The following is a 12,708-nucleotide window of genomic DNA, read 5'->3' on the forward strand; positions in this document are numbered from 1 at the left end:
AGTCGCACGTGGACCGTCGTCAGGTACTCGCCTACCGCATCGCCGAGCACGGGCTGCACCGCACCGCGCGGGACGTCGCCGAGCTGGCGGTGGTCCGGGCCGGGCTGCAGGACAGCATGCGCGACACGGCGCTGCTGGCCGCCGTGGCGCGGGTCGAGGGGCCGGTGTCCCTCGTGGACGATCCGCGGCTCGTCCTGGGCTGGACGCTCCGCGGCGCGCCGCACTACCACCTGGACCTCGCCGAGGTGACGCGCGCGCTGGTGCCCCTCGACGACGCGGACGCACTGGCCAGGATGCTCTGGCAGCGCAAGGAACTGGCGTCCACCGGCCTGGCCGCGGCCGAGGTGGTCTTCACGGCGGCCGCCGCCATCCGTGCGGTGGTCAAGGAACCGATGCCGAAGGGCGCGGTGTCGGCGGCCGTGACCCAGCGGCTGCCACCGGCGTTCTCCCGCTGGTGCCGCGGCTGCGACGCGACGCACATCCAGGAGCAGCTGATGCGCATCGCGACACCGCACGCGGGGGTCCGCCTGGTGGCCGGCGCGACCCCGGCGACGCTGGCGCCCCTCGAAGGACGCGGCCGGATGCGTCGCACTCCGGACGTCGATGCGGCGACGTCGGTGGTCGAGTCGTACTTGCGGCTCAACGGCCCGGCCTCGCCGGGTGAGGCGGCGGAGTTCGTGGGGACGGCCCGGGCGGTCGTGGACAAGACGTGGCCCGACGACCTGGCCGCGGTGAAGGTCGAGGGCAAGGTCCGCTACCTGCCGTCGTCGCGCGTGGCGGCGCTGGAGAACCCGCCGGAGCCCGAGGTGGTGCGGCTGCTGCCGCCGTGGGACCCGTTCGTCCAGGCCCGCGACAAGGCCCTGCTGGTCCCGGACCCGGCGCGGCGCAAGGAAGTCTGGAAGATGCTGGGCAACCCGGGGATCCTGCTGGCGGACGGCGACATCGCGGGCACGTGGCGGACGAAGGGCAGCGGCGCGAAGCTGACGTTCACGGTGACGGCGTTCGACCCGCTGCGCCCGCAGGTCCGCGAGGAGGCCGAGTCGGAAGCGGCCCGGGTGGCCGCGGCGCGGGGGTTCGAGAAGCACACGGTCACCTGGCTCGCTTAGCGCTCTCCAGCAGCAGCTCCGCGGCCACCGCCGCCCCGTCGGTGCGGACCATGCCCGCGACCACATCCGCCCGCGAGCGCGTCTTCGGGAGCAGCGCCGTCGCGAGCGCGGTGGACAGGGACTCGAACGTCGGCTCCGGGCCGTCGTGGGCGACTCCCACCCCCAGCGCGGCGACCCGGTTCGCCCAGTACAGCTGGTCCGCCGCCTGCGGCACCACCACCTGCGGCGCGCCGGCTCGCGCGGCCGTGGTCGTGGTGCCCGCGCCGCCGTGGTGCACGACCGCGGCCACCCGCCGGAACAGCGCCTGCTGGTTGACCTCGCCGACCGCGAACCCATCGTCCCGGTCGTCGACCAGGCCCAGGCCGGCCCAGCCGCGGCCGACCAGAACCCGGCGGCCCTGCGCGCGGATCGCTGCGATGGCGGCTTCCGCACTGTCCTTCGCCACGCGCATGCTGCCGAAACCCACGTACACCGGCGGCTCACCGGCGGCCAGGAACGCGTCGAGCCCGGCCGGGAGCGGCCGCTCGTCCGGCAGGATCCACGAGCCCGTCCGCACCCCGCCGGGCGCCGGGCCGAGGATCGGGTCGGCGGCCACCCACGGATGTTCGGTGAACAGGAACGCGGGTACGTCGTCCACCGGCGGCAAGCCGAGCGACGCCCGGTGCGCGTCGATCGGGGCCCGGACCAGTTCCGCGTAAGGCGGGGACCCCAGCCCCGGCGCGAAGAACACGAACCGGTGCGGCACCGCGGCCCGCTCGGCCACCGACCCCGCGACGAAGTGGAGCATGCCGCTCGCCAGCAGCACGTCACACTCCTCGGCGGCTCCGGCGAGCGTGGGGTACGTCACCGCGATGTAGCCGGCGACGAACTCGTCGACGTTCCCGACCCGCTCCTCAGCCGTCGACTCCTCCGCCGCCCACGATCGCCACGACTTCCCGAACGGCACCATCGGCACGCCGAACCGCGTCAGCAGCTCGACGAACTCTTCGTCCGGTGGCGCACACACCCGCACTTCGGCGCCGAGCTCCCGCAGCCGAACCGCCAGCGCGACCACCGGCTCGACGTCCCCGCGCGTCCCGTAGGTCGCCAGTACCACCCGCACTCCGCATCTCCGTCCTTCGGGCGATTTCGCCGTCGGCCGGTGATTCTTCGGCACGACGGGGGCCTTGCCGCAAGTCCCCCGGTGCGCTATACGTTGACTACGGCGGAGAGCAGGCGTCCACCGCGAGCCGGTACCCCCGCTTGACCACCGTCTGCACGACCTTCCCGCCGCCCAGCGATGTCCTCAACCGGCCGATCGCCGTCTCCACCGCGTGCTCCTCGCCTCCCCCGGGCAACGCCGAGATCAGCTCCCGCCGCGAAACCACCCGACCCGGGGCGGCCGCCAACGCCCGCAACAACGCCATCGGTGCCGGCGCCACCTCGCGCCACTCGCCGTCCACCACCGCCGACTGGCCGCGCAGCTCGATCGACAGCCCGCCCGCCGAAAACCGCGGTGACCGTGCCAGCAGCGTCTCCGACACCGTCCGCGCCAGCGCCCCGAGCCGGGCCCGGTGCGGCTGGACCGTCGGCACGCCGAGCGCCGCCAGTGGGCCGGCCGTGATCGGCCCGACGCACGCTGCCACGACCGGACCTGACAACGCCGAGACCAGCCCCGGCAGCCGGCCCGTGCGGCGGGCCAGCGCGACCAGCGACGCCACCGCCGGCGCGCTCGTGAACGGCAGCGCGTGGATCGACCCGTCCAGGACCCCGTCGAGCAGCCGATCCACCGGACCGGGGTCCACCGGGCCGACCCAGCGGTACACCGAGACCTCGATGACCTGCGCCCCGGCCGCGCGCAGGGCGTCCACGAAGTACGGCAGCGGCTCGCCGTGCAGCTGCACCGCGATCCGCTTGCCCGAGACGTCCGAAGAAAGCAAGTGCTGCAACAACTCTGCGTTGCTCTCCGACGCCGGTGAGTACGCCTCCGAAAGCCCTGCCGCGCGAAGGGCACCGGTCACCTTCGGGCCCCGCGCCAGCAACGCGGACGACGAGAGGCGCGACAGCAGGGCGTCCCCCAGCCCCCAGCCCTCGGCCGCCTCGAGCCAGCCGCGGAAGCCGATGCCCGTGGTCGCCACCACCGCGTCCACAGGGGACTCCAGCAACACCGACGTCGCCGCGCGCAGCTCCGTGTCGTCCGTCAGCGGCACGATCCGGATCGCCGGGCCGTAGCGGACGCTCGCCCCCTTGCGCACCAGCAGCGCGCCGAGCTCGTCCGCCCGGCGCGCCGCGGTGATGCCGACCACGAACCCGGTCAGCGGCAGGATCACGGGCTCTCCACTTCGACCACGCCCTCTCGAACGCGCACCTCGAACACCCCGGCCGTCACACCCTCGGCGTCCAGGCACTGTCCACTGTCGAGCGCGAACCGTTCCTTGTAGACCGGCGAGGCGACCACCGGGACGCCGCCCGCGTCGCCGACGATGCCCCGCGAGAGCACCGCCGCGCCGCTGCACGGGTCCCAATTGGACAGTGCGTACCACCGATCCCCGGGCAGGTGGAAGATCGCCACCTGCACGCCGCCGTCGAGCAGCGCGGCGACCCCCGCGTACTCCGGGACCGAAGCGGCCGGGCAGACCGCCGTCCAGGTTCGTTCGATCGAAGTCGTCATCGCCGCACCTCCGGGACTCCCAGCATGACCGGCACCTTCTGTGAACGCTCGGAGCGGAACGAGATCGCCGGGTCGGGGGTGCCCGGTGCGTTGACGAAGGAGGTGAACCGGGCCAGCTTCTCCGGGTCCTCGAGCACGCCCTTCCACTCGTCGGCGTAGTTGTCGACGTGCTTGGCCATCGCCGCGTCGAGGTCTTCGCAGATGCCGAGCGAGTCGTCGACGATCACCGCGCGCAGGTGGTCGAGACCGCCGTCCAGCTCCTCGATCCACGGCGCCGTCCGCTGCAGCCGGTCGGCGGTGCGGACGTAGAACATCAGGAACCGGTCGATCGTGCGGATCAACGTCGCCGTGTCCACATCGGACACGAGCAGGTCGGCGTGCCGCGGCGTGGTGCCGCCGTTGCCGCCGACGTAGAGGTTCCAGCCGTTCTCCGTGGCGATGATCCCGAAGTCCTTGCTCCGCGCCTCCGCGCACTCCCGCGCGCACCCCGACACCGCCGACTTGAGCTTGTGCGGCGACCGCAGGCCGCGGTAGCGCAGCTCCAGCTCGATCGCCAGCCCGACGCTGTCCTGCACGCCGTAGCGGCACCACGTCGACCCGACGCACGACTTGACCGTGCGCAGCGCCTTGCCGTAGGCGTGCCCGGACTCGAAGCCCGCGTCCACCAGCCGGCGCCAGATCAGCGGCAGCTGGTCCACGGTGGCCCCGAACAGGTCGATCCGCTGCCCGCCGGTGATCTTGGTGTACAGCCCGAAGTCCTGGGCGACCTGGCCGATCACGATCAGCTTCTCCGGCGTGATCTCGCCGCCGGGGATCCGCGGGACGACCGAGTACGTGCCGTTGCGCTGCAGGTTCGCCAGGTACCGGTCGTTGGTGTCCTGCAACGTCATCTGCTCGCCGCCGAGCACGTGCCCGTTGCCGAGGGTGGCCAGGATGGACGCCACGGCGGGCTTGCAGATCGCGCAGCCGCTGCCCGAGCCGTACCGGCCGATCAGCTCGCTGAACGTCGTGATCCGGGTAGCCTGGACGATCTCGAACAGCTCCGCACGCGACTGCGGGAAGTGTTCGCACACGGCCTTCGACTGTTCGACGCCGCACGCCGTCAGCAGCCTGCCGAGCAGCGGGACGCACGAGCCGCACGCGGTGCCGGCGCGGGTGCACGCCTTGAGCTTCGGGACGGTGTCGCAGCCGTCTTCGTGGATCGCGCGGGTGATCGCGCCCTTGGACACCGCGTTGCACGAACAGATCTGCGCCGCGTCGGGCAGCGCGTCGACGCCGACCGCGGCGCCACCACCGGCCGGGGCGAGGATCGCACCGGGCTCGGCCGGCAGCGGACGGCCGACCAGCGCGCGGAGGGTGTTGTACTCGGTGGCGTCGCCGACGAACACGCCGCCGAGCAGCGTCTTGCCGTCGTCGGTGACCACGAGCTTCTTGTACGTCCCTGCGACCGCGTCGTTGACGGCGACTTCCAGCGCGCCTTCCGACCGGGCGTGCGCGTCCCCGAAGGACGCGACGTCGACGCCCATCAGCTTCAGCTTCGTGGCCGTGTCCGGCTCCGGGAACTCCCCGGAACCGCCGGTGAGCTGGGCGGCGACGATCTCGGCCATCGCGTACCCGGGCGCCACGATGCCGTACACCCGCCCGTCCACCGCGGCACACTCACCGATCGCGTACACCGAGGGATCGCTGGTGCGGCACGACGCATCGGTGAGCACGCCGCCGCGCGGGCCGACGTCCAAACCGGACTGCCGGGCGAGGTCGTCCCGCGGCCGGACCCCGGCGGAGAACACGACGAGGTCGACGTCCAGCTCGGTACCGTTGCCCAGTCGCGCCACCAGCCGAGAGCCGTCGGCTTCGATGGCGTCAGTCGATGTTCCCGTGTGGACGGTCACGTCCAGCGAAGTGATCAGCCGCCGCAGCAGCGCGCCGCCGCCCTCGTCCACCTGAAGCGGCATCAACCGTGGCGCCATCTCGACGACGTGCGGGGAGAGTCCCATGTCCCGCAACGCCTTCGCGGCCTCCAGGCCGAGCAGGCCACCGCCGATGACGACGGCCGAGCGCCGCCCGCGGCCCGGCTTGTCGACCGCCGCCGCGCGGATCGCGTCGAGGTCCTCGATGGTCCGGTAGACGAAGCAACCGGGCAGGTCGTGCCCGGGCACCGGCGGCACGAACGGCCGCGAGCCGGTGGCCAGCACGAGCGCGTCATAGGCTTGAACAACACCGGACGCCGTGGTGACCGTCTTGGCCGCGCGGTCCACCGACGTGACCAGCTCACCGAGTCGCAGGTCGACGTGCGGGTCGCCCGCGTAGTCCGAGCCCGGCAGCGCGAGCGCCGCGGGGTCCCAGGTGTCCACATAGGACGTGAGTGCCACCCGGTCGTACGCCGGGCGCGGCTCTTCGGACAGGACGACGACGTGCCAGGTCCCTTGTGGATCTTCCGCGCGCACCGCCTCCACGAGCCGGTGGGCGACCATGCCGTGTCCGGCGACGACCAGGGTGGGCATCTCAGACCTCCGCTCCCGCGAGCGCCAGACCGCGCTCACTCGTGGGCTGTTCGGCGGGCTTGCGCAGGTAGACCGCCCAGGTGACGGCGAAGCACAGCCCGTAGAAGACCAGGAACCCGACGAACGCCGGCACCCCGCTGCGAGCGTCGGCGAACGACTGCCGGAACGCGAGGTTGATGAACAGGCCGCCTTCGGCGCCGATCGCGCCGGCCAGGCCGATCAGCGCGCCCGAAAGCCGCCGCGCCTTGAGCAGCTCGGCCGCCTCCTCGGCGCCGTTTGCGATCGCCGTGCGGGCCTTCGCCCGGAAGATCGCCGGGATCATCTTGTACGTCGAGCCGTTGCCGACGCCGGCGAGCACGAACAGCACGATGAAGGCGACCGTGAACAGCGTCAGGGACTTCGACGTCGACGCGAGGATCAGCACGACCGTGGCCAGCGCCATCCCGATGAACGTGAAGAAGGTGATCTTGCCGCCGCCGATCCGGTCGGCCAGCCAGCCGCCCGCCGGCCGTGACAGCGAGCCGAGCAGCGGGCCCAGGAACGTCACCGCGGCCGCCTGCAGCGGGGTGCGGCCGAACTGGTTCTGCAGCACCAGCCCGAAGGCGAAGCTGTAGCCGATGAACGAGCCGAACGTGCCGACGTAGAGGAACGACATCACCCAGGTGTGCGGGTCCTTGACGACCTCCCGCATCGCCTTGGTGTCACCCTTCACCGTCGCGAGGTTGTCCATGTAGAAGTACGCGCACACCGCCGCGACCACGATCAGCGGGACGTAGACGTAGAGCACGATCCGCGGGGCCGTCGCCCCCGCGGTGCCGATCACCAGCAGCCCGACCAGCTGGATCGCGGCGACGCCGAGGTTGCCGCCCCCGGCGTTGAGGCCGAGCGCCCAGCCCTTGTGCTTCTCCGGGTAGAAGGTGTTGATGTTCGTCATCGACGACGCGAAGTTGCCACCGCCGACCCCGCCGAGGGCCGCGACCAGCAGGAACGTGCCGAGTGACGTCCCGGGGTGCAGCACGACGGCCGCCAGGATCGTCGGGATGAGCAGCAGCGCCGCGCTGACGACCGTCCAGTTGCGACCGCCGAACTTCGCCACGGCGAAGGTGTAGGGCAGCCGCATCAGGCCGCCGATCAGCGTCGGAGTCGAGACGAGGAGGAACTTGTCGGCGGCGGAGAACCCGTACTGCGGTCCCATGAACAGGACGATGACCGACCACAGGGTCCAGATCGAGAAGCCGATGTGCTCGGCGAAGACCGAGAACCAGAGGTTGCGGCGGGCGACCTTCTTGCCGGTCGCCTCCCAGAACTGCTCGTTCTCCGGTTCCCAGTGCTCGATCCAGTGCTTTCCTCGGTGCGCCACGGAGTTCTCCTTCGTGCGGGTCGGGTTCGTCATTGCGCCGCGAGCCAGGTGGCGATGCCGCCGACGGTGTCGGTGCACCCGCCGCAGCCCGTCGTGGCTCGCGTGGCCCGCGCCAGTGCGGGAGTGTCGGTGGCCCCGGCCTTCCAGGCCTCGATCAGCCGGCCCTTGGTGACGTTGTTGCAGCGGCAGATCACCGCCGCCGCGGGCAGGTCGGCCGGGCTGGCCGCCGGGGTGCTGCCGGCGGGGAGCGCGCGGCCCAGCAGCACGGCGAGCCGGTCGTCGGGCAGCAGCGTGCCGCGGTCGTGGAACTGCGTGATCGTCGCGGCCGCGTCCGGCAGGCCGAGCAGGATCGCCCCGGTGACACGGTTTTCGCGGACGACGAGCTTGCCGTAGCGCCCGCCGGTGGGGTCGTTGAAGGTCAGCACCTCGGCGTCCGGGGCGCCCGCGTCGAGCTGCGTCTCGCCCAGCGCGGCGAGGTCGATGCCGCGGGCTTTGAGCCGAGTGACGGCGGTCGTGCCGCGGTAGCGGGCGGCCGCGTTCGTGCCGGTCAGGACGTCGGCGAGGACCGACGCCTGCTCCCACGCCGGCTGGATCAGCCCGGCCGGGGCACCGGGGTGGCGGGCGCAGTCGCCGAGGGCGTGGATGCGGCCGTCGCTGGTGCGCAACAGGTCGTCCACCACGATGGCGCCGTCGACGTCGAGGCCGGCGTCGGTGGCCAGGCTCGTCTCGGCCCGGACCCCGGCGGCGACCACGACCAGGTCAGCCGGGACGAGCGTGCCGTCGTCGAGCTTGAGGCCGTCGCCGGGCAGGTAGCGGGCGGCGGTGGCGCCGAACCGGAAGGTGACGCCCATGCCGGTGAGCTGCCGGGCCAGCACGTGCCCGGCGGCCGGGTCGAGCTGGCGCTCCATGACGTGCCCGAGCGGGTGCACGACGGTCACCTGGTTGCCGCGCCCGGCCAGGCCGCGGGCGGCTTCGAGGCCGAGCAGGCCGCCGCCGAGCACCGCGACCGGCGCGCCGAAGCGGGCGGCGTCGAGGATCTTGGCGCAGTCGTCGAGGCTGCGGAAGGCGACCACGCCCGGCCCGGCTTCGAGGCCTTCGACCGGCGGGATCCACGGGTTGGCGCCGGTGGCCAGCACGAGCGCGTCGTAGTCCACTGTGGACCCGTCGCCGAGTTCGACGCAGCGCTTCTCGCGGTCGATGCGCGTGACGTCGGCCCCGAGCCGCAGGTCGATGTTGTGGCGGGCGGCCCACTCGTCGTCGTGCAGGCGGACGCTCTCGGCGCTCATCCCCCCGGCGACGACGGCCGACAGCAGCACGCGGTTGTAGGCGGCGTGCTTCTCGGCGCCGAGCACGGTCAGCCGGACCCGCTCGGCGATCGGGTCGCGGCGGCGGATCTCGTCGGCCAGCCGGGCACCGGCCATGCCGTACCCGGCGATCACCACTTCACGGGGGCTCACGCGGCACCATCCACAGTAGACAGGGAAACGGCACACACCTTGAACTCCGGCATCCGGCTGACCGGGTCGAGCGCCGGGTTGGTGAACAGGTTCGCGCGCTGCGCACCGGGGAAGTGGAACGGCACGAACACGAGGTCGGGCTTCAGCGACTGGACGAACCGGACCTTGGCGATCGTCTCTCCCCGCCGGGACCGGATCCTCGCGGAGTCGCCTTCTTCGAGCCCGGCGCGCTTCGCCGTGTCCGGGTGGACCTCGACGAACGCCTCCGGCACGACGTCGTTCAGCTCGTCGATCAGCCGCGTCTGCGCGCCCGACTGGTAGTGCTGCAGCACGCGGCCGGTGGTGGCCTGCAACGGGAACTCGTCGTCCGGCAGCTCGGCCGGGCCGGTGTACTCGACCGGCGTGAACCGCGCGCGGCCGTCCGGGTGGGCGAAGGTTTCGAGGAACATCCGCGGGGTGCCGGGGTGGTCGTTCGCCGGGACCGGCCAATGCAGCGCCTCGCCCGCACTCAGGCGGTCGTAACTGACGCCGGAGTAGTCGGCGATCCCGCCCTTGGACGCGACCCGCAGCTCCTCGAACACCGTCTCGGCATCGAGGGGGAACCGTTCTTCCGGCTGTCCCATGCGCTTCGCGAGTCCGTTGAGAACGTCCAGATCGGACCGGACCCCGGCCGGCGGGTCGATGGCCTTGCGGCGCAGCAGGACGCGGCCTTCGAGGTTGGTGAGCGTGCCGTCCTCTTCGGCCCACTGCGTGACGGGGAGGACGACATCGGCCATCGCGGCCGTCTCCGACAGGACGAAGTCCGCGACGACCAGGAGGTCCAAAGCGGACAGTCGATCTTGGACACGCTGCGAGCGTGGCGCCGAGACGACGACGTTGCTGCCGAACACCATCAGCGCCTTCGGGCCTTCTTCGGTGCCCAATGCATCCAGGAGCTCGGTGGCCGAGCGGCCGGGGCCGGGCAGGCTGCCGGGGTCGACGCCCCAGACGCCGGCGACGTACTCGCGCGCGGCCGGGTCGTCGAGCTTGCGGTAGCCGGGCAGCTGGTCGGCCTTCTGGCCGTGCTCGCGGCCGCCCTGGCCGTTGCCCTGGCCGGTGAGGCAGCCGTAGCCGGAGCCTTTTCGGCCCGGCAGGCCCAGCGAGAGCGCGAGGTTGATCCAGCCGCCGACGTTCGCGGTGCCGGTGGCGTGCTGCTCGGTGCCGCGGGCGGTGAGGATGTAGGCATTGCGGGCGGCGGCCAGCTTGGCGGCGGCGAGGCGCATGTCCGCGGCCGAGACACCGGTGACGCGCTCGGCGCGTTCCGGCCACCACGACGCGGCGATCCGCCACATCTCTTCGAAACCGTTCGTGCGCTCGTCCACATAGGACTGGTTCAGGTGGCCGCCCTCGACGACGGCGTGCAGGATGCCCAGCGCCAGCGCGAGATCCGTGCCCGGCGCGGGAGCGAGGTGCAGGCTCGCCAGCTCCGCGGTCGGGGTGCGCCGCGGGTCGACGACGATCAGGTCGGCGCCGCGCAGGTGCTGGGTGAACGGCGGCATCGTCTCCGCCGGGTTCGCCCCGGCGAGCAGCACGACGTCGGCGTTCTTGAGATCCGTTACCGGAAAAGGCATCCCGCGGTCCGCGCCGAACGCCTTGATCCCGGCCGCGGCCGCCGACGACATGCAGAAGCGGCCGTTGTAGTCGATCTGCGACGTGCCGAGCGCGACCCGGGCGAACTTGCCGAGCAGGTAGGCCTTCTCGTTGGTCAGCCCGCCGCCGCCGAAGACCGCGACGCCGTCGGGGCCGTGGTTTTCCCGTACTTCACGCAGCTTGCGCGCGACGAAGTCGAGGGCGAACTCCCAGCTGACGGGCTCGAGCGCGCCGTCCACCCGGATCATCGGGGTGGTCAGCCGCCTCGGCGAGGTGAGGAGACTGCCGGCGGTCCAGCCCTTCTGGCACAGGCCACCGGCGTTCACCGGGAAGTCCCGCGGCGTCACGCGGACGCCGTCGAGGCGCATCCCGCACTGCAGCGCGCAGTACGGGCAGTGGGTGTCGACCTGCGGCACGGGCACCTCCTCGGCGGTTCGGGGATTGCCCTGACGCTAAGGAGGCCGTGTTAACCGGATTCGACCGAATGTTTCAGGCAGTTGACATTGCGGCGGAAGTCACGAGGCCCCGGCGGTGAGGTGCGTGACCGGCGTCACCAGCCGTTCTGGTCCCGCAGCCGCCGCTCGAACCACCACGGCGACGTGCCGAGCGGGTCGGGCAGGGTCCGGTCCGTGTACCGGCGGTCGGCGCGCGCCAGCACGGCCCCGATCAGCGCCCGGTCCCGGCGCGGCAGTTCGTCCAGCAAGCCGGCGAGCTCGGCGCGGGCGCCGACCGGATCGCAGCCGTGACACGAACAGTGCGGCCAGGACGGCCTCGACAGGTGCCGCATCCCGTGCAGCCAGGCCCGGAGCACGCCGGAAACGGCGCCGGGCCACAGACCGGCGTCGGCTTCGGCGAAGGCGAGCTGCCGCTGAGCGCGGCGGGAAAGGTGGGGAATCTTGGCCGGCGGCGGCCCCACGACGTCGAGCCGCCGGGTGGCACGCAGGCTTCCGGGGCGCCTACGCGGCATGGCCCTTTCGGTAGGTGGTCACGCGGCGATCATCCCGGAGCGGTGCGCCGGTCACAAGACCCCGGACACCTCGCGGGCGGCGGCGCGCAGGCCGTCGAGGGACGCCTGCGTCGACCTCGGGTTGAGCGCGTTCGACGCCAGCCGGAACAGGACCGCGCGCAGCAGCAGCTGCGGCCACTCCGGCAGGTGGGCCCACCGCTCCACCAGCGCCCGCGTCGCGCCGCCCCAGGCCAGGGCATCCACCGCCACGATCGCCGCGCCGTACTCGCCCGGCCGGTAGTACGGGACGAAGTCGACGACGCCCGGGGCCGCGTCACCGTCGAAAAGCAGCCCGGCCAGCAGCTCGCCGTGGGCCACCTGCAGCGGGAGCCGGATCGGGCGGCGGGCGCCGGCGAGGACCTCGAACCAGCGGCCGCCCTTCGTCTCCGCGAGGGGGACCTCGAGCTCTTCCCACGCAACCCGGTCGGCGACCGCGTCGATGTCCTTGCGCCCGGCGATGAAGTCCGGCCGTGGCAGGCCGATGGTGGCGCGGTGCAGCTTCACCGCGGCCAGCACCGCCGCGTCGCCGAGGTGCTCGGGCGTGCCGGGGAGGAACCGGGAGGCCGTCCAGCCGCCGACGATCCAGCGGCCGTCGCTGGAGCGGACCGGCTTGGCGACTCGCAGGCCCGGCTCGTCGATGTAGTCGAGCGCACGGGCGGTCCACAGCGTCTCGGCCTTGTCGGTGACCGGCTTGAACACGAGGTCGCCGCAGCGCCACGCCGTCGAGTCCGGCATCGGCTCGCTGCCGTCGTCCAGGCCGCCGAAGGCCGCGCAAACGTGCGCCGGAGGACGTTCGAGGGTTGTCCGCACAACTGTCGACGGTACCCGGCAGAGCGCGCCACGATCGAGAAGACGCGCTGGTCACACAGTGTTTTACGCCGTGCCCGAAATGCCGTGAAGGTGCTCGACGGCGTGCGCATCGTGGTCGTCCGCATCCTCGGCACCCCGCGGACCTGGCAGGAAGGCCTCGACACGCTGCGGGCGTCGGGCGCGCAC

At 72.6% G+C, this 12,708-nt stretch carries 10 protein-coding genes; 1 reads left to right on the forward strand and 9 read right to left on the reverse strand.

What is annotated here, in order from left to right; all coding sequences use genetic code 11:
• Positions 1 to 8 precede the first annotated feature (8 nt).
• Positions 9 to 1,106 carry a crosslink repair DNA glycosylase YcaQ family protein gene (locus tag AB0C38_RS32200; RefSeq protein WP_360680804.1) on the forward strand — a complete coding sequence of 366 codons (1,098 nt, stop codon included), beginning with the start codon at positions 9 to 11 and terminating at the stop codon, positions 1,104 to 1,106.
• On the opposite strand, the gene AB0C38_RS32205 is transcribed toward AB0C38_RS32200, so the two are convergent.
• From AB0C38_RS32205 to AB0C38_RS32245, 9 genes are all read right to left on the reverse strand, one after another.
• The gene (locus AB0C38_RS32205; protein ID WP_360680806.1) at positions 1,090 to 2,208 is read right to left on the reverse strand and encodes a glycosyltransferase; all 1,119 of its coding nucleotides are present in this window, start codon (positions 2,206 to 2,208) and stop codon (positions 1,090 to 1,092) included. The genes AB0C38_RS32200 and AB0C38_RS32205 overlap by 17 nt on opposite strands.
• A 97-nt stretch (positions 2,209 to 2,305) precedes the next feature.
• Positions 2,306 to 3,415: a uroporphyrinogen-III synthase gene (locus AB0C38_RS32210; RefSeq protein ID WP_360680807.1), complete on the reverse strand. Its 1,110-nt coding sequence runs from the start codon at positions 3,413 to 3,415 to the stop codon at positions 2,306 to 2,308.
• Entirely contained in the window at positions 3,412 to 3,756 is a 345-nt protein-coding gene (gene nirD, locus AB0C38_RS32215) for a nitrite reductase small subunit NirD (RefSeq protein ID WP_360680809.1), read from the reverse strand. The genes AB0C38_RS32210 and nirD overlap by 4 nt, the downstream gene beginning before the upstream one ends.
• A complete protein-coding gene (gene nirB / locus AB0C38_RS32220; protein ID WP_360680811.1) occupies positions 3,753 to 6,260 on the reverse strand; it encodes a nitrite reductase large subunit NirB in 2,508 nt (835 codons plus the stop codon). Before nirB ends, nirD begins: the two co-directional genes overlap by 4 nt.
• A gap of 1 nt (position 6,261) precedes the next feature.
• Positions 6,262 to 7,653: a nitrate/nitrite transporter gene (locus AB0C38_RS32225; protein WP_360680813.1), complete on the reverse strand. Its 1,392-nt coding sequence runs from the start codon at positions 7,651 to 7,653 to the stop codon at positions 6,262 to 6,264.
• Positions 7,650 to 9,077, reverse strand: a complete 1,428-nt coding sequence (locus tag AB0C38_RS32230; RefSeq protein ID WP_360680814.1) for an FAD-dependent oxidoreductase — start codon at positions 9,075 to 9,077, stop codon at positions 7,650 to 7,652. Before AB0C38_RS32230 ends, AB0C38_RS32225 begins: the two co-directional genes overlap by 4 nt.
• A complete protein-coding gene (locus tag AB0C38_RS32235) occupies positions 9,074 to 11,122 on the reverse strand; it encodes a molybdopterin-dependent oxidoreductase (RefSeq protein ID WP_360680816.1) in 2,049 nt (682 codons plus the stop codon). The genes AB0C38_RS32230 and AB0C38_RS32235 overlap by 4 nt, the downstream gene beginning before the upstream one ends.
• 134 nt (positions 11,123 to 11,256) lie before the next feature.
• Positions 11,257 to 11,673, reverse strand: a complete 417-nt coding sequence (locus tag AB0C38_RS32240) for a hypothetical protein (RefSeq protein ID WP_360680818.1) — start codon at positions 11,671 to 11,673, stop codon at positions 11,257 to 11,259.
• 51 nt (positions 11,674 to 11,724) lie between these two features.
• Positions 11,725 to 12,522: a TIGR02569 family protein gene (locus AB0C38_RS32245; RefSeq protein WP_360680820.1), complete on the reverse strand. Its 798-nt coding sequence runs from the start codon at positions 12,520 to 12,522 to the stop codon at positions 11,725 to 11,727.
• Positions 12,523 to 12,708 lie beyond the last annotated feature (186 nt).

Origin of the sequence: Amycolatopsis sp. NPDC048633 (assembly GCF_040650695.1) — a bacterium.
GTDB lineage: Bacteria > Actinomycetota > Actinomycetes > Mycobacteriales > Pseudonocardiaceae > Amycolatopsis.